Below are 18,279 nucleotides of genomic sequence, written 5' to 3'. Positions count from 1 at the left end.
CTTCGCCAATCAACCTGCGGTAAGATGCGCGCCCGGGAGCCATCGCAGCATGCGGGGAAGACATGGAGCGCCGTCTTGCAGCAATTCTGATCGCTGACGTCGCCGGTTACAGCCGTTTGAGCCAGATCGACGAAGAGAGCACGCGCCGCTGCTTCCAGGCGGATATGGACGACATCATCCTGCCCAAGATCACCGAACATCACGGCCGGCTGGTGAAGACCATGGGCGACGGCCTGCTTGTCGAATTTCACAGCGTTGTCGATGCCTTGCACTGCGCAATAGACGTACAGCGCGAGAAGGCATTGCGAAAAGCATCCGACGATGGAGCGATGCGGCTCGATTTCCGCATCGGCGTCAACCTTGGAGACATCATTGTCGAGGGCGACGACATTCAGGGTGATGGCGTCAATATCGCGGACCGCATACAGGGGCTGGCCGAGCCGGGCGGGATTGCGATCTCCGGCACGACTTACGATCAGGTAAAAACCAAGCTTGATGTCGGCTACACCTCGCTTGGCAGGCAAAAAGTGAAGAGCATCGTCGAGCCGATCCGCGTCTACCGGGTCGTGCTGGATCCGAATAAAGCCCGGATATTGCCGAGAAGCTTCAAGCGTCTGTTGAGGATGCCTGCCGGCCTAGCGGCTGCCATTGCCGTCCTGCTTTTGGCCGCTGCCACAGCCTACTGGTGGCAGCCGTGGGAGCTTGGCCTGACGCCAACGCTGGTCGAGCGCTTCGCCTATCCCCTGCCGGACAAACCTTCGGTGGCGGTGTTGCCGTTCATCAATGTCAGCGGTGATACGGAGCAGGATCATCTGGCGCAGGGGCTGACCGACGACCTGATCACGGAGCTGTCCAAGGTTTCGGGACTCTTCGTCATCGCCAGGCATTCAGTATTTGCCATTCAGAACGGTGCAGGAAAGATTCAGGATGTCGCCGCGGAGCTCGGCGTCCACTACGTGCTCGAAGGCACGTTGCAGCGCGCGGGGCCGCGGCTGCGGATCAACGTCAAGCTGATCGACGCGCTGAGCGGGCTTTCGGTTTGGGCCGAGCGCTACGACCGCCAATATGCCGATCTATTCGCAATTCAGGACGACGTCACCGGCAAGATCATCTCCGCGCTCGCGGTGGAACTCAGCGAGGGCGAGCGCACCCAGCTGGAGCGGATACCGAGCGACAATCTGGAAGCCTACGATTACTACATGCGGGCAGAGCAGGAGGGCCTCGCCTACAGCGACGTGGAAACCTATCGGCGCACGCTGTCCTATTATCAGAAGGCGATCGATCTCGATCCTCACTTTGCTGATGCGCATGCCGGCATTGCGCGCGTTGCCGTCGACGTCTGGCGCAACGACTACAACTTCCTCTGGTCGGCGGCTGTGGCGCGCAAGATCGCCTATGATGCGGCCGGACAAGCGCTCAAGCTCGACCCCGACAATGCGCGCGCCCACACCGTTCTCGCCCTGCTGCAGCTGGTTGACGGTCGGGCCGCGGAGGCGCGGGACTCGGCAAACCGGGCGGTACAGGCGCAGCCCAACAGTGCGGAGGCCTTCGGCAACCTGGCTTTGATCCTCGTCCATACGGGAAGTCACGAAGAAGCGGTAGCTGAGATGGAAAATGCTTTGCGGCTCGATCCCGCTCCACCGTCGAGCTTCCGGCTGCTGGCCGGAATCGTCTTTTACACCGCGCGGGACAACAGGCGCGCAATTCCGCTCATCGAGGCGGCGCGGGATGCGCTGCCCAACGCAGAGCCTGCGCGCGAGTACCTGACGGCAGCCTATGCGTATGAAGGGGACCGGGTTCGCGGCGCGAAGGAAAAGGCCAAGCTTCTGGAACTGTTTCCGGACGCCAACCTTACCTACTACAACTATCTCTACGACTACTGGCGCGAAGACGACCTGGAGCATCATCTAGCGGGATTGCGCGCGGCCGGGATTCCGGAATGGCCGTTTGGGTTCGTCGGTTCGGAAGCTGATCAGCTTGATGCAGACGCCTTGCGCAACCTGATCAGAGACAAGACGTGGAGCGGAAAACACAAAAACGGAACGGCGTTCGTCCAGTATTTCGACAAGGCCGGCAATACCGCCTACCGCAGCGCCAATACCAACATCACCGGCACGGTGGAGGTGCAGGGTAACAGGCTCTGCGAGCGGTTCGGCGGCTATTTTCTCGATCGCATGGTGTGCGGGCAGGTTTACAGAAACAAGGACGCCGGACAAGCCGGCGCCCAGTATGTTCACGTAACCCCGCAGGCGCTGAAGTTCTTCTCGCTGACCCCGTGAACTCACTCGGCCGACATATCCTGCCAGTCCTTGCGCACCTTGTCGGAAATCAAGGTGCTCTGCACCTCCGACCAGTGCTTTTGGGAGTCGACGACCTTGGTCGGCTTCTTTTCGAAGCCTTCCGCGGCACCGGGATCGTAACTCAGATAGAGCTTGCCATCGATGATCCGCCATGCCTTCGGGTCGATATTGGTCGTGACGGTTCCGAAGGAAACGCCATCAGCGCAATAGCCGCCGTATTGAGGCGCATATTTGCCGGGTTCGGCAATGAAGCGGTCGCGGTTTTCGGAACTGGTGAAATGCCATTCGGCACCCAGCCACCGATACGAATAGACCGGAGATCCTTCCACGGCCTTGTTCTCGGTGAAATAGGCCACGGGATCGTAGCCCTTGATCGCCACGTCCCCGAAATAGCCGGTATTCACCGGCTCTTCCGCCGATGCCGGCTGCACAAACGCCAAGAGGATCGCGGCGCCAGCGATAATATAGGCGGCAGCGCCGCCTGTCTGCTTGCGATATGACATGTGTCCATTCTCCCAGTTCGGGCGATGAGATGCAGCAAGCGCTATTTCCGCTTCGTGCACTCGCCGTACAGCCAGTCGCCGACCAGGTCGGCCTGCTGGCAAACAGCGCCCGCTTTCAACAGCAGGTCTGCGGCATCCCAGTGGGATCGCCATCCGGCCTGCGTCAGCGGCGTGTAGCCGTTGCGTTCCTTCGCCTCTATGTTTGCCTTGTGCGCGACGAGAAAGGCGACGACATCGGCATGACCTTCTTCGGCCGCAGCATGAAGCGGCGACATTTGGTAGAAGTTCTTTTCATCATTGATCAGCGCACCCTTCGATACGAGCAGTTCAACGACATCGAGGTGCCCGCCATAGGCTGCCGCGTGCAACGCCGTCAGCCCGCCCTTGTTTCTGATCTCGATATCGGCGCCTTTTTCGAGCAGAAGTGCGACGATATCCTTGTTTCCGGCAAGTGCCGCGATCAGTAGAGGCGGCTCTCCTGCCGCATCCGGCTCGGTGATATTCGCGCCCTGATCGATAAGCTGGCCGGCATGTTCGCGATTGCCGTCCTTTGCCGCATCGTGCAGAGGATCAGCCCAGGCGAGCGAGATCCCAAGCAAGACACCCAACGCAGATATTCCGACAACCCTCATCGCATGACCCTTGCCCCAAGGCATCCTCGCCGGATCGGAAGAATATTTAAGATATCATGAATATATCTGGGGGAGCAAGAAGTACGGCGCTCAACCCGTCGAGGCTGCCTCGGACATTGAAATTTATAGAGCGCTTATTCCTACATTACGAATTTTTCATTATGCGGACAGTTCGCAGTAAGGTGCGGCATCCTATATCTTCATCCATCGACCGATCCGGCATTGGCCGGGACGAAGACAAGAAGAAGAGAAGGTGCCTAAAATGTTCAAGACTCCCTCCCTCAAAACGATGCTGAAGGCGTCCACTGTCGCAGGTCTCGCTGCCGCCGTGTTTGCAACCGGTGTGCCGCTTGAGATCACGCGCTCCTACGCCGAAGCTGTCAATGTTCAAGCTCCGTCGGTCCCGAGCTTTGCGAATGTCGTCGACGCCGTTTCCCCGGCCGTCGTTTCCGTTCGCGTCGAATCCCGCATCAATCCGGCCTCCGACAGCACCGACGGCTTCGCGTTCGATTTCAATGGCCGCGGTTTCGACGATCTTCCCGACGACCACCCGCTGAAGCGCTTCTTCAGGCAGTTCGGCGAACAAGGCCCGAACGGTCCGCAGGGCGGTCCGAACAGAAGGTTTGGCCCACCGGATGGCAAGGGCCGCCTGCGCCCAGTCGCGCAGGGCTCCGGCTTCTTCATTTCCGAGGACGGCTATGTCGTCACCAACAATCACGTCGTTTCCGACGGCTCGGCCTTCGTTGCCGTCATGACCGATGGGACCGAGCTAGACGCCAAGCTGATCGGAAGGGACCCGCGCACGGACCTCGCAGTGCTCAAGGTTGACGGAAAGGGCCGCAAGTTCACCTATGTCAACTGGGCTGACGACAACAATGTCCGCGTCGGTGACTGGGTCGTGGCGGTCGGCAATCCGTTCGGTCTCGGCGGCACGGTAACGGCAGGCATCATTTCGGCCCGTGGCCGCGATATCGGCTCCGGTCCTTATGACGACTACCTGCAGGTGGACGCAGCCGTGAACCGCGGTAACTCCGGTGGTCCGACCTTCAACCTCAGTGGTCAGGTGGTCGGCATCAACACCGCGATCTTCTCGCCGTCGGGCGGCAGCGTCGGCATCGCCTTCGCGATCCCGGCTTCGACCGCCAAGGACGTCGTTGCCGACCTGATGAAGGACGGTACCGTTTCGCGCGGCTATCTCGGCGTACAGATCCAGCCGGTTACCAAGGACATCGCCGATTCGCTCGGCCTATCGGAAGCCAACGGCGCGCTGGTCGTCTCGGCTCAGGATGGAACGCCGGGCCAGAAGGCGGGCATGAAGGCAGGCGACGTCGTCACTGCCGTCAACGGCGAAACGGTCAAGGATGCCCGCGATCTGAGCCGCCGAATCGGCGCCATGCAGCCTGGCAGCAAGGTCGAAGTGTCGGTCTGGCGCGACGGCAAGGCTCAATCCCTCACCGTTGAACTCGGCACCTTGCCGATTGACCAGAAGGACGCTTCCAACGACGACAATGGTGGTCCGGCACCGCAGCCTGAGGCACCGGCATCCGAAAAGGCGCTTGCCGATCTCGGCCTGACGGTCGGCCCCTCTGATGACGGCAAGGGCTTGACGATCACCGGCATCGACGCGGATTCGGATGCTGCCGACAAGGGCATCAAGCAAGGCGAAAAGATCACCTCGGTGAACAACCAGCAGGTCTCGAACGCCGATGATGTCGTCAAGGTTCTGAACCAGGCGAAGAAGGACGGCCGCACCCGGGCTCTCTTCCAGATCCAGTCCCAGGAAGGCAGCCGCTTCGTTGCGCTGCCGATCAACGGCCAAGGCTGATCCTCCCACCTTGGCCTAAAAAGGGGAGCCGCGATCCGACCTCCGCGCGGCTCCCCTTCTCCATCTTTTCAAGGACGACGGCGATGACCCCACTGCAACAGGATGACGCTTTGAGCCTTGCCCAAACGCAACCGGCAGGTAATGTCGGCCGGATGAAGATTCTCATCATCGAAGACGATCTCGAAGCCGCGGCCTACCTCACGAAGGCCTTTCGCGAGGCGGGCATCATCGCCGATCATGCAAGCGACGGCGAAAGCGGGCTCTTCATGGGGTCCGAAAACAGCTACGACGTGATCGTCATCGACCGCATGCTGCCGCGCCGCGACGGGCTCTCCGTCATCAGCGAGTTGCGGCGCAAGGGCGTCCATACGCCGCTTCTCATTCTTTCCGCCCTGGGGCAGGTCGATGACCGCGTGACCGGCCTTCGCGCCGGCGGCGACGACTATCTGCCGAAGCCCTATGCGTTCAGCGAGCTTCTCGCCCGTGTCGAAGTGCTCGGCCGTCGCAAGGGGACGCCGGAGCAGGACGTGGTCTACCGCGTCGGCGACCTCGAACTCGATCGGCTTTCCCATGAAGTCCGGCGCGGCGGCAAGGAAATTCCGCTGCAGCCGCGCGAATTCCGCCTTCTCGAATATCTGATGAAGAATGCCGGGCAGGTCGTCACGCGCACCATGCTGCTCGAGCATGTCTGGGATTACCATTTTGATCCGCAGACGAACGTCATCGACGTGCATGTCTCGCGCCTGCGCTCGAAGATCGAGAAGGACTTCAGCCGGCCGCTGCTGAAGACGATCCGCGGTGCGGGATACATGATCAAGGACGAGGGATGAGCCGTTTTTGGGTTCTCTTCAAGTCCACCGCAGTCCGCCTTTCGGCCCTTTATATCCTGCTTTTCGCAATCTGCGCCGCAACGCTCGTCTTCTACGTGACGGCGATGTCGCAGCGGCTGCTCAGCGGGCAGATCCGCGAGGCCGTCCAGCAAGAAGTCGATGTGGTCAGGCGTGCGTATGATCTGGGGGGCATGAACGCGCTGCTGCGCGCGATGGAGCGCCGCACGCGTCAGCCGGGCGCCAATCTCTATGTCATCGCCGGCCCGTCGGGCGATATCCTTGCGGGCAACGTCGCCTCGGTGCAGCCGGGCGTCTTTGAGGAAACCGGTTGGACCTCCGTTCCCTTCTTCTATCAACGCTACGCCGACAGCGGGGTCGACCGCCGCCACATGGCGATCGCCAATATCTTTGTGCTCGACAACGGCCTGCGCATTCTCGTCGGCCGCGATCTCGGCGAGCCCGAGCGCTTCCGCGTGCTGGTGCGCCAGGCGCTGATGATCGCGCTTGCGATCATGGGCCTCGGCGCCATCATCATCTGGTTCGGTATCGGCCGCAACGCGCTGAAGCGGATCGATCGCATGTCCGCCGCAAGCAAGAAGATCATGGCGGGCGATCTCTCGCAGCGCCTGCCGGTCGGCGGTTCGGGCGACGAGTTCGACCGCCTGTCGGTTTCGCTGAACACGATGCTGGAGCGCATCGAAAAGCTGAACGAAGGCCTGCGGCAGGTTTCCGACAACATTGCCCACGACCTCAAGACGCCGCTGACGCGCCTGCGCAACAAGGCCGCTGATGCGATTGACACGGCCAATGAGGATCAGCGCCGCCTGGCTCTGGACGGGATCATTTCGGAATCCGATCAACTGATCCGAACCTTCGATGCGCTTTTGATGATCTCGCGCGTGGAAGCGGGTTCTGTCGCCGCGGAGATGTCGCCAATCGAGCTTTCGACGATTGTTGCCGACAGCGCCGAACTTTACGAGCCGGTTGCGGATGAGGCCGGGCTGGTGCTGACATCCAGCATCGAACCCGGCATATCCATCCAAGGCAACCGCGAATTGATCGGACAGGCGATCTTCAATCTGATCGACAACGCGATCAAATATTCCGGGGATGCCAAGGGCGGTGAAATCAGCCTGAAGCTGTTGCGCCGGCCCAACGGCATTTGCCTTTCGGTCGCCGACCACGGGCCGGGCATCCCCGCCGACAAGCGCGAGGATGTCATAAAGCGCTTCGTGCGGCTTGACGAGAGCCGGTCGAAGCCCGGCACGGGGCTTGGCCTTTCGCTGGTCGAGGCAGTGATGGAACTGCATGGCGGCACGCTGGAGCTTTCCGATACAGATCCGGAAAAAGAAGACGGTCGTGGCCTTACCGTCAGCGTGATTTTCCCCGTCAAGCCTGCTTAGGGTTGGCCGCCCCGGATTGTGACCCTAGGTTAGGGGCTCGTATGGCAGCGCTTATTCCGGGCGCGGCGGCACCGGGAGGTGAAATGCTGACGAATTCGACACACAGCCTGAAGGACGTGGGTGGCGGTTTATTGCGACCGCTGAACCAATCCGAGCTCAAGCTGGCGCTCGCCGACCTTCAGGATATCGGCAGACACGAACCGGCCGTCGCGGCACTGCTGAAGGCAGGTGGACCGCTATCCGACTTCATCGCTGCGGTACTGACGCTTTCGCCCTATCTTCGCGAGAGTGCCACTATAGACAATGCGGTTCTCGCTGCTGCGATTTCATCGCCTGTCGAGCCGCAGATCGAAATGCTGATCGCTGAGGCGCGCGACTGCTGGAAGCCCGAAGAAGGGATTTCGCCTGCCGAATCTGCCGTCATGAGCCGGTTGCGTACCATCAAGCGGAAAGTGGCGTTTCTTGTCGCTCTCGCCGATCTCGCCGGGCTCTTCGACGGGCGGCAGACGACGGCCTGGCTGAGCGCCCTGGCCGAAGCCTCGGTCAAGGCCGCGATCGACTATCTGCTGCTGTCTGCCCATGAGGCCGGCAACCTGCAATTGAAGGACGCCGAAAATCCGAGCGAAGGTTCCGGTCTGGTCGTGCTCGGGATGGGAAAGCTCGGCGCATCGGAACTGAACTATTCATCCGATATCGATCTTGTGGTTTTCTTCGACGAGCATGCCGGCATCGTGCCTGATCCGGATGATGCGATCGACATCTTTCCGCGGATGATGCGGCGGCTGGTGCGAATCCTTCAGGAGCGCACGGCCGACGGATATGTCTTCCGTACCGATCTGCGCCTACGTCCCGATCCCGGTTCGACCCCGCTTGCGATCCCGGTCGATGCCGCGATGATCTACTATGAAGGGCGCGGCCAGAATTGGGAGAGGGCAGCCTTCATCAAGGCGCGGCCCGTTGCCGGGGATATGAAGGCGGGAGAGGGGTTCGTGCGCGGGCTTGCGCCCTTCGTCTTCCGCAAATATCTGGACTATGCGGCGATCGCAGACATTCATTCGATCAAGCGGCAGATCCACGCGCACAAGGGTCACGGCGCAATTGCGGTCAAGGGGCACAATGTCAAGCTCGGCCGCGGCGGCATCCGCGAGATCGAATTCTTCGTGCAGACGCAACAGCTGATCGCCGGCGGGCGCATGCCGGCGCTGCGCAGCCGCGGCACGGAGGAGACGCTTGCCGAACTGACCAAGGCGAAATGGATCGATGCGGAAACCCGCGACGAACTGACAGAGGCCTACTGGTTTCTCCGTGATGTGGAACACCGCATCCAGATGGTGCGCGACGAGCAGACGCATTTGCTGCCGGAAACAGAGGCCGATCTGAAGCGCATCGCCTTCATGATGGGCTTTACGGATACGCCGAGTTTTGCTGAGCGGTTGGTGGAGGTGCTGCGGACCGTGGAGCGGCGCTATGCGCGGCTCTTCGAGCAGGAGACCAGGCTGTCGACCGATACCGGAAATCTGGTGTTCACGGGCCAGGCCGACGATCCGGATACGCTGGAGACGCTGAAGAAGCTCGGCTTCAAGCGCACGTCCGATATTTCCCGCATTATCCGCACTTGGCATTACGGCCGCTATCGCGCGACACAATCCGTCGAAGCGCGGGAGCGGCTGACGGAGCTCGCGCCGGAGCTGCTTCGCGTCTTCGGCGAAAGTAAGCGGGCTGACGAGGCGCTGCTGCGCTTCGACAGCTTCATTTCCGGCCTGCCGGCCGGTATTCAGCTTTTCTCCTTGCTCGGCAGCAATCCGGCGCTGCTTTCGCTGATCGTCAACATCATGTCTTCGGCGCCAAAGCTTGCCGAGGTGATCGCCGCCAAGCCGCACGTCTTCGACGGCATGCTCGATCCGGGACTGATGGCGGAGCTGCCGACGCGTGACTATCTCGGCGAACGTTTGATGGCATCGCTGGCGCAGGCGGGCCACTACGAGGAGGTGCTGGACCGGCTGCGCATCTTTGCGGCCGAGCAGCGCTTCCTGATCGGCATCCGGCTCTTGACCGGCGCGATCAACGGGCGGATGGCAGCTCGCGCCTTCACCCATCTGGCCGACCTTGCGATCGAAGCCGCGCTCGATGCGGTCAGGCAGGAAATGCGGGCGGCACACGGCGATTTTCCCGGCGGCAAGGTCGCCATTGCCGGCATGGGCAAGCTTGGCAGCTTCGAGCTGACGGCGGGCTCCGACATCGATCTCATCCTGCTCTACGACTATGACGATGCCGCTTCCGAATCCGACGGCGGGAAGCCATTGGATGCCGTGCGTTACTTTACCCGCATGACGCAGCGTCTGATCGCGGCGTTCTCGGCGCCGACCGCCGAAGGCGTTCTCTACGAAGTTGACATGCGGCTTCGCCCCTCGGGAAACAAGGGCCCGGTCGCCACGCGCATCAGGTCTTTCGAGAAATACCAGCGCGACGAGGCTTGGACATGGGAGCATATGGCGCTTAGCCGCGCCCGTTTGATCTGTGGTGATCAGAGCCTGATGAGCGAGGCGGAACGGATCATCCGCGATGTTCTCTCAAAGAGACGCGATGCCGCAAAAGTGAGCCGCGACGTCGCTGAGATGCGCGAACTGATCGACAAGGAGAAAGCGCCGGACGGCATCTGGGATCTGAAACTTATTCCGGGCGGCGTAATCGATATCGAATTCATTGCGCAATATCTGGCGCTGATCGCGCCGGCGAGGAGCGTAACGGCGAAGATCGGCGGGATGAATACCGGCGAGGCGCTGAAGACGCTCGGGGCGAAGCTCCTGCCGGCGGCCGACCTCGACCTCTGCCTGGAGGCGTTCACGCTCTATACGGAGCTGTCGCAGCTGATCCGGCTTTGCATCGACGGGCCTTTCAATCCCGCCGAGGCGCCGTCCGGGCTGACCGAGCTGGTGTGCAGGGCAGGGGACTGCCCGGACGTCAAGACGCTTGAAGGCGAGATCAAACGGCTTTCGAAGGCTGTCCGGAAGATATTCCAGACGACGGTGAATTCCTAACGCGCTCCGTCCGGAATGCGGAACGAGACGACGGTGCCGATCGCCTCACGCGAACGGATACGCATCTTGCCGTCGTGAAGCGCCGTCAGCGAGCGGGAGATGGCGAGGCCGAGACCGGAACCGCCCTTGCTCTTGGCATATTGACTCTGAACCTGCTCGAAAGGTTGGCCAATCTTCGTGAGCGCTTCGTGCGGGATGCCGATCCCGGTATCGGCGATCGTGACGATGACGCCTGCCGCATCGCGGCGGGTGCGGAGCGCGATACGGCCGCCGTCGTTGGTGAACTTCACCGCATTGGAGAGAAGGTTGAGGAGGATCTGCTTCATGGCGCGGCGGTCTGCCGTCAGCGTCATGCCATCACAAACGCGCTGCTCGATGACGATGTTCTTCTGGGCGGCCGGAATGGCGGTGAAGCGCAGGCTTTCCTCGATCAGCGGCGCAAGATCGATCTTCTCGCGGTGCAGTTTCATGTGCCCCGCCTCGATCTTCGACATATCCAGGATATCGTTGATGACGTTGAGCAGGTGCTTGCCGCTGTCATGGATGTCGCGGGCATATTCGTCGTATTTCAGCGAACCGAGCGGGCCGAACATCTGGTTCTGCAGAATTTCGGAGAAGCCGAGGATGGCGTTGAGCGGCGTGCGCAGCTCATGCGACATGTTGGCAAGGAATTCCGACTTCGCCTTGTTCGCCGCTTCCGCGCGTTCCTTCTCGGCCTGGTAGTTGGCGTTTGCGACCGAAAGAGCAGCTTTCTGACTTTCGAGCGTCTGACGCGATGCCTTGAGGTCGCCGATGGTCGCGATGAGACGCCGCTCGGATTCGCGCAGGCGCTCCTGGTTGCGCTTCAGAAGCGTAATGTCGGTGCCGACCGAAACCATGCCGCCGTCGCGGGTGCGGCGTTCGTTGATCTGCAGCCAGCGCTCGTCGGCAAGCTGGACCTCGGTCGTGCGCGAATGGCCGGCGCCATCGGCATCCGCCATGCGGCGCTCGATGACCGGCCGGGCGGCTGCGGCGTTGACCACGCTGCGCTCGGTGCCTGGAACGAGGACGCTGTCTGGGAGCCCGTAGGCCTGCTGGAAGTGGGCGTTGCACATCACCAGGCGGTCATTCTTGTCCCAGAGAACGAAGGCTTCCGACGTGCATTCGATCGCGTCCGCAAGGCGCTGGTCGGCCTCGGCGTAACGCTGCGCGAGGCGATGCTGCTCGGTCACGTCCATCGCGATGCCGATCATGTGGACGCGGCCGGAATTGCTGCGGATCATCTGGGCGCGGGCGCGCATCCACACATAGTGGCCGCCGGCATGGCGCATGCGGAAGATCTGGTCGACCTGGCCGGAACTGCCCTTGGCGATCGAGCGCGCGATCTCGTGCAGCCCACCGTCTTCCGGATGCATCAGCCGCGCCGCGTCGCCGAAGGAAATCGATCTGTCGGAAGCCGGCAGGCCGAGCATGCCGTACATCGAACGCGACCAGAAGAATTCGCGGCTGTCGAAATCGAAATCCCAAAGCCCGCAGCGGCCGCGCGAAAGTGCTGTCTCGACGCGTTGGTTCGATTCGACGAAGATCTCGTCGGCGTCCCGGGCGCGCTTGACCTGCATGTAGTAGGCGTAAAGGATTACCAGCAAGATCGAAGAAATGCCGGCAAACAGCGTCACGTTGAGTGTCAGCTCTTCGCGCCAGAGCCTGCCGATCTCGTCCAGCGAGGTTGCTGCGATGATATAGCCGCCGGTGCTGCCGACCAGGGTGATTTCGGCGTAATGCGGATTGCCGCTGATCGTCGTTTCAATGACGCCGGCCCGATCTCCGAAGCGGCGGATGGCGGAAACCTCGGGAAAGAAATCGCCGGCATTCGATCCGACATAGGCAAGGCCCGCGGTGGATGCGGCGAAGACTTTGCCGCTCGTCTGCACGAGCAGAATGAAGGAGCCGCTGCCGAGACGGTCCTGTGGCAGGAATTTCGCAAGTTTTGCTTGGGCTTCGGCGGCTCTGCCGTTGTCGAAGAGATCGCTGGAATCGGCAAATACGGCCGCGGCGGTCGCCGCCGAAAGTGCGGTCGCATGCCGGGCGGCTGCGCCCATGCGGGTATATTCCGACATCATCCCGAAAAGATGCGAGGCTGCGACGACGGCAAGGAAGGCTACGATCAGTGCCGGGATGGCGCGCTTTAGGATGATTTCGGTGTGCGGAAGGCGGTTTGCTATCGGCTTGGAGATCGCCGCGGTGCGGTTGGAGGCATTGCCGTGCCAGGCACGAAGCCCCTCAAAATCAACACGCAGCCGCCCTCCGGCCGCAGTTGCCCGCCGCACGTTCATCATCACCAGCCTTGATCCCTCGTGTGATTCGCAGCGCCGCTCGCTCGAACCTCACTCAATGAATCATTACTGATTCGCCGTGTCCAGAGGGAAAGGTAAAAATCTGTTAACTATCTATAAGTGCTGTTTTTTTGCCGAGACGTTTCGAAGCGCCGCAGGCTCGCGCGGCGCCTGTGGCGAGCAAATCACCCCTTCAGCGTGCGCTCGACGATGTCGCGAACGTCCGTCGAAAGGGCGGGTGCGTGTTCGATCTCCGTCAGAGCAGCGCGGGCCAAACCGGCGCGCACCGGCTCCAGCGACCGCCATGAACGCATGGATGTCAGGATGCGGGCAGCAAGCTGCGGATTACGCTGGTCGATATCGAGGATCTCGCGCGCCAGGAAGCGATAGCCTTCGCCATCGGCCCGGCCGAAGCCGGTGGGATTGGTGAAGGCAAACGTGCCGACAAGCGCGCGAACGCGGTTCGGATTGGTGCGCTTGAAGAGCGGACTTTCCATCAGCTTGCGGACCCGGTCGAGCGCGCTGGGGCCAGGGATGGTTGCCTGCACGGAAAACCACTTGTCGATGACGAGGGCGTTCTCCGCAAAGTGGTCCCGGAATGTTGAAAGAGCGGCGATCGCTTCACCGCTTTCGGGAAAGCGGTGAGCCAGGACCGTCAGCGCGTGCAGCCTCTCGGTCATGTTGTTGGCGGCGTCGAACGCAGCCTTGGCGCGTGCTGGGCCATTCTCCACATAGGAAAGGTAGGTCAGCGCGGCATTACGGAGCGCCCGGCGGCCGGCGCTCTTTGCGTCAGGGCTGAAGTCGCCCGGCGTGGTCATTTTCTCGAAGAGACCGGTAAAGATTGCGATTCCACGATCTGCAATCTGCTTCATGACGGCCTGGCGCCCGGCATGGATCGCATCCGGATCGTTGTTGCTGCCGAGTTCGCGGGAGATGTCGGATTCGCTCGGCAGGGCGAGCGCCTGGGCGCGGAAGGCGGGCTCAAGGCTCTCGTCGGCGGCGGCATGAAGCAGTGCATCGATGGAGGTCTGTTCGCAGGCAATCGCTTTGCCTTCACGCGCATCGCGCGCTGCCTTCAGCAGGTTCGGCAATGCCAGATCGGTCAGCGCCTGCCAGCGAGCGAAATGGTCCGTCTCGTGACGGGCGAGCAGCGCGAGGTCGGCGGGGCTTTGGTCGAGATGCAGGTTGATCGGCGCCGAAAAGCTGCGGTTGATCGAAACGACCGGCCGCGATCCGATGCCGTGGAGAACAGCAGTCTGCGTTCTGCCGATGAGATGCAGCACCTCTCCGGTATATTCGGCTCCTTCGACGGAGGCCGGCTCGATCTTGCCGCCGTTTTCGCCGAAGAGGGCGAGGCTGAGCGGGATATGCATCGGCTTCTTGTCGGTTTGGCCCGGCGTCGCCGGAACCATCTGCTCCAGAGACAGGCTGAAGGTCTTGGCGGTCGCATCGTAGCTGCCGGAGGCGGTGACGAGCGGCGTGCCGGCCTGGTGGTACCAAAGCGAGAACTGCGCAAGGTCGCGGCCGCTCGCATCCTCGAAGCACTTGACGAAATCCTCGATCGTGACCGCCTGGCCGTCATGGCGATCGAAATAGACGTCCATGCCCTTTTTGAAAGTCTCCTTGCCGAGCAGGGTGGCGATCATGCGGGTGACTTCGCTGCCCTTCTCGTAGACCGTTGTCGTATAGAAGTTATTGATTTCCCGATACTTCGTCGGACGAACCGGGTGGGCGAGAGGGCCGGCGTCTTCCGGAAACTGCTCCGACTTCAGATGCCGGACCTCGGCAATGCGCTTGACCGGACGCGAGCGCTGATCGGACGAGAATTCATGGTCGCGATAGACGGTCAGGCCTTCCTTGAGGCAGAGCTGGAACCAGTCGCGGCAGGTAATGCGGTTGCCGGTCCAGTTGTGGAAATATTCATGCGCGATGATCGCTTCGATATTGGCGTAGTCGGCATCGGTTGCGGTTTGCGGATCGGCGAGAACATATTTGTCGTTGAAGATATTGAGGCCCTTGTTCTCCATCGCCCCCATGTTGAAGTCGGAAACGGCGACGATCATGAAGATGTCGAGATCGTATTCGCGTCCGAAGGCCTCCTCGTCCCACTTCATGGAGCGCTTCAGGGCGTCCATGGCATAGGCTGCACGCGGCTCCTTGCCGTGCTCGACGTAGATCTTCAGGGCGACCTCCCGGCCGGACATCGTCGTGAACGTGTCCTCGATGACGCCGAGATCGCCGGCGACGAGCGCGAAGAGATAGCTCGGCTTCGGATGCGGATCGAACCAGGCCGCGAAATGCTTGCCTTCGCCATAGCCGGCGCCGCCGAGGAAGTTGCCGTTGGAAAGCAGAAGCGGATTGGCGGCCTTGTCGGCGATGATGTTGACAGTATAGGGCGCCAGAACATCCGGACGGTCTGGGAAATAGGTGATGCGGCGGAAGCCCTCGGCCTCGCATTGGGTGCAGTAGATACCGCCGGTGCGGTAGAGGCCCATCAGCTGGGTATTGGCTTGCGGATTTATGATCGTTGAGATCGTCAGTTCGAAGGGGTCGGCTGCGGGAAGGTTGTAGACGGCCAGGCTATCGGCTGTCGCCGTATATTGCTCCGGCGGCATTTCCATCTGGTCGAAGAGCAGGCCGGAAAGTGAAAGCTCGTCGCCGTCGAGAACAAGCGGCGCCTTCGGATCGGCACCTTCGCGGCGATGGAAGATCAATCGCGCTTCGACTTTTGTTTCTGTGGGATCAAGGTCGAAGGTCAGGTCCACGCGTTCCAGAACGAAATCGGTGGGGCGGTAGTCTGCCAGATTGATGACCTGGCCCGTGTCTGTACGCATAGTGTTCCCTGAAGACCTTTATCGATATGGGCTGGGACAGACGCGAATGCTCTGCCGTAGGTTTTGCAGCATCATCACATTAAAGTCTGAACTAAACTTAAAGCGAAATGGAGGGAGTGCAAGTTTGATTGCCGCAATTGGCGGAGATGCTTAGATGACAAGCGGACGAGCGTGCACTATCTGAGATTGAGCGCGGCCCTTATGGCAGCATCGTCTTCTGTCCGCTGGACGACGACGCCGTGCCACCCGAGACCGTCATAATCTTCGTATCCCAAGGTCTTGGCAAATGCGACGATCGATCCGTTGTTGTCGTAGTAGCTGCCGCGGGATTGGCCTGTCTGATTTTGCAGTGCGAAGTGGGTGAAGAGAAGCGCCGGATTGCTTGCGGCGATGATCCTGCTTGCGCCATCGAGTAGCATGACGGTCGTCTTTTCCGCGACCTGCGGCGGCAGGTTGGCCTCTTTGTCGACGATCGCCTGTCCCTGGTTCTGCCAGTCGAAATAGACGCCGAGCGTCCCGACGATCGCCCCGTCGACTTTGCCGCCTTCGCGGACGCCGGTGGCATAGACAAGCGCGGTCCGGCCGTCGTGCAGCGGGCTGGGGCGGACCTCGTCGACGATGTAGTCGTCGCCGCACTTGCAATGCGCCGCCGCCTGGAACCAGGCGTCGCCGGCAAGCGAACGGTTGGTGACTTTGCGCTGGAACTCGGGATTTGCCGAGGCGACGATACGCCCGGAAAGATCGGTCAGCACGAGGTCCAGATAGACCGTGTAGAACCGGTTTATCACGCCGAGCCGCTCGAACGCAAAGCTTGCCTTGTCGCTGCCCGGCTCCTGCAGGGCCTGCCACAATGCGGTATCGGTTGCCCACCATCGCACGTCGGCCGTCCGTTCGAAGAGGTTGCGCACGATAAGCTGGACGAGGGTTTGCGCAAGGTCCGTCAACCTCACGCCTTCCATCTCGTTCACCAGCGATTCCGCCATCGTCCGCGACAGCCCGATGCGGCCAAGGACGTTGCTCTCGAATTTTCCCGCGATATCGCTTGCAACCTGCGCCAGACGCTGTACCTCGTTTGCAACGACGGCAAAGCCCTTGCCGGTCTCGCCCGCGCGAGCGGCCTCGATCAGTGCGTTGATCGCCAGCAGCTTGATCTGCTTCACCACATGCGTGTTGGCTAAACTGAAATGCTCAAGATCGGTACCGATCCCTTCGGTCACAATGCGCATGGAACGCGGCGTTGCGGTCTGCTGTGTCTGATCGCTTGTCTTAAGCGGCATCATGGAGATGATCCTGGCAACAATTGAAGTGGCGGTTATGAAAGTGACGCTTGCGATACTGCTGAAATCAATGCGAGTTTATGGTTTTCAAAAGATTAAGAGTTGAAATGTTCGACCAAACATTTTTGGGCACATCTCTTTTGTGCTGATTTTTTGTGCAGCCATGCGCCGTAATGCGAGGGAACTGAATGCGCCGGCGCTTTTTTTCACTTTTGGCCTGTTCTTCGAGCGCAGCGCCTGCCACAGTCATGTTGCGTCGAGTCTGACGTATTTCCCCGCTTCAAATTACTGGCGCACGAGTTTCTGACATGCAGTCGGCTTTCGAAAACCCGATGAGAGGTATCCTGATGAAGGTCTCATCGGTGGTGGTCTTTCTCGGCATGCAGACCTTCATCAAGCTCGCCGGTTCCGATGTCGCGCCGGGGCAGGTGACCTTCTATCGCTCCTTCTTCGCGCTCTTCCCGATCATGGGTTATCTTGCTTATCGCGGACAGTTGCGGGCGGCCTTCCGTACGGCAAATCCGATTGGCCATCTAAAGCGGGGCACGATCGGCATCCTTTCCATGGGCTTCGGGTTTTACGGGCTACTGCATCTGCCGTTGCCGGAGGCGATTGCGCTCGGCTATGCGACACCATTGATCGCGGTCATTTTCGCGGCAGTCTTCCTTGGGGAGACGGTCAGAATATACCGTTGGAGTGCGGTTTTCTTCGGTATCATTGGCGTTGCCATCGTCTCGTGGCCCAAGCTTACGCTTTTCAGGCAGGGCGGCATGGAGGCAGAACAGGGGGTCGGGGCGTTGTGCGTCCTGATGTCCGCCGTGCTTGCCGGCATGGCGATGATCCAGGTCCGCAAGCTCGTCGAAGAGGAAAGGACGGCGACGATCGTTCTCTATTTCTCGATGATCGCATCGCTCTTCTCGCTCGCGACGCTGCCGTTCGGCTGGGCCTCGCTCGATCTCGACACGATGTTTCTGCTGGTCTGCGCAGGATTTTGCGGCGGCGTCGGGCAAATTCTTCTGACGGAGAGCTACCGTCACGCTGATGTGTCGACAGTGGCGCCGTTCGAATACACGTCGATCCTGCTTGGCGGCATTGTCGCCTATTTCGTGTTTGGCGATGTCCCGGGCGTCCATATGATGGTCGGAACGGCGATCGTCATCGCAGCCGGCATATTCATCATCTACCGCGAGCATCAACTCGGGTTGGAACGCCGCAAAGCCCGGAAAGCCGGCACGCCGCAGCCCTGATCGGATCAAGGCAGAAATCCGCCTGCCGATCGTCCAACCCGGCCGGGAATGCACTGGCGAAATTTAAGGATACCAATC

At 60.9% G+C, this 18,279-nt stretch carries 11 protein-coding genes; 6 read left to right on the top strand and 5 right to left on the bottom strand.

The features are described from left to right. The first annotated feature begins 62 nt into the window (after positions 1 to 62). A complete protein-coding gene (locus ACZ9DP_RS29270; protein ID WP_476204365.1) occupies positions 63 to 2,279 on the top strand; it encodes an adenylate/guanylate cyclase domain-containing protein in 2,217 nt (738 codons plus the stop codon). 2 nt (positions 2,280 to 2,281) lie between these two features. Here ACZ9DP_RS29270 and ACZ9DP_RS29265 read toward each other — a convergent pair whose 3' ends face one another. Both ACZ9DP_RS29265 and ACZ9DP_RS29260 read right to left on the bottom strand, forming a co-directional pair. Continuing rightward, positions 2,282 to 2,803 (bottom strand): YHS domain-containing (seleno)protein, encoded by a 522-nt coding sequence (locus tag ACZ9DP_RS29265; RefSeq protein ID WP_194729276.1) that lies wholly within the window; start codon positions 2,801 to 2,803, stop codon positions 2,282 to 2,284. Positions 2,804 to 2,844: 41 nt separating this feature from the next. Continuing rightward, positions 2,845 to 3,435 carry an ankyrin repeat domain-containing protein gene (locus tag ACZ9DP_RS29260; protein ID WP_476204364.1) on the bottom strand — a complete coding sequence of 197 codons (591 nt, stop codon included), beginning with the start codon at positions 3,433 to 3,435 and terminating at the stop codon, positions 2,845 to 2,847. Between the two features lie 262 nt (positions 3,436 to 3,697). Here ACZ9DP_RS29260 and ACZ9DP_RS29255 point away from each other — a divergent pair, with 262 nt between their 5' ends. From ACZ9DP_RS29255 to ACZ9DP_RS29240, 4 genes are all read left to right on the top strand, one after another. After that, complete coding sequence (locus ACZ9DP_RS29255) at positions 3,698 to 5,260, top strand: Do family serine endopeptidase (protein WP_074067098.1); 1,563 nt, start codon at positions 3,698 to 3,700, stop codon at positions 5,258 to 5,260. Positions 5,261 to 5,412: 152 nt separating this feature from the next. Beyond that, positions 5,413 to 6,090, top strand: coding sequence for a response regulator transcription factor (locus ACZ9DP_RS29250; RefSeq protein WP_194730100.1), 678 nt, complete (start codon positions 5,413 to 5,415; stop codon positions 6,088 to 6,090). Further along, complete coding sequence (locus ACZ9DP_RS29245; protein WP_194729278.1) at positions 6,087 to 7,493, top strand: sensor histidine kinase; 1,407 nt, start codon at positions 6,087 to 6,089, stop codon at positions 7,491 to 7,493. Before ACZ9DP_RS29250 ends, ACZ9DP_RS29245 begins: the two co-directional genes overlap by 4 nt. A gap of 83 nt (positions 7,494 to 7,576) precedes the next feature. After that, on the top strand, positions 7,577 to 10,531 hold the full coding sequence (locus tag ACZ9DP_RS29240; RefSeq protein ID WP_476205497.1) for a bifunctional [glutamine synthetase] adenylyltransferase/[glutamine synthetase]-adenylyl-L-tyrosine phosphorylase: 2,955 nt from the start codon (positions 7,577 to 7,579) through the stop codon (positions 10,529 to 10,531). On the opposite strand, the gene ACZ9DP_RS29235 is transcribed toward ACZ9DP_RS29240, so the two are convergent. The 3 genes from ACZ9DP_RS29235 to ACZ9DP_RS29225 form a co-directional block, all read right to left on the bottom strand. Continuing rightward, a complete protein-coding gene (locus ACZ9DP_RS29235; RefSeq protein ID WP_239599589.1) occupies positions 10,528 to 12,846 on the bottom strand; it encodes a PAS domain-containing sensor histidine kinase in 2,319 nt (772 codons plus the stop codon). The two genes, ACZ9DP_RS29240 and ACZ9DP_RS29235, sit on opposite strands and share 4 nt — an antisense overlap. A gap of 182 nt (positions 12,847 to 13,028) precedes the next feature. Then, the gene (gene pepN / locus ACZ9DP_RS29230; RefSeq protein ID WP_476204363.1) at positions 13,029 to 15,677 is read right to left on the bottom strand and encodes an aminopeptidase N; all 2,649 of its coding nucleotides are present in this window, start codon (positions 15,675 to 15,677) and stop codon (positions 13,029 to 13,031) included. A 176-nt stretch (positions 15,678 to 15,853) separates the two neighbouring features. Next, positions 15,854 to 16,957 carry a methyl-accepting chemotaxis protein gene (locus tag ACZ9DP_RS29225; RefSeq protein ID WP_194729280.1) on the bottom strand — a complete coding sequence of 368 codons (1,104 nt, stop codon included), beginning with the start codon at positions 16,955 to 16,957 and terminating at the stop codon, positions 15,854 to 15,856. Between the two features lie 305 nt (positions 16,958 to 17,262). Between ACZ9DP_RS29225 and ACZ9DP_RS29220 the strand changes: the two genes are divergently transcribed. Further along, complete coding sequence (locus tag ACZ9DP_RS29220) at positions 17,263 to 18,201, top strand: DMT family transporter (protein ID WP_194729281.1); 939 nt, start codon at positions 17,263 to 17,265, stop codon at positions 18,199 to 18,201. The last annotated feature ends 78 nt before the right edge of the window (positions 18,202 to 18,279 follow it).

It is taken from the genome of Rhizobium sp. USDA 4016 (genome assembly GCF_056279705.1).
Note: the sequence above shows the minus strand (reverse complement) of the source record. Positions and strands in the feature narration are given on the sequence as shown.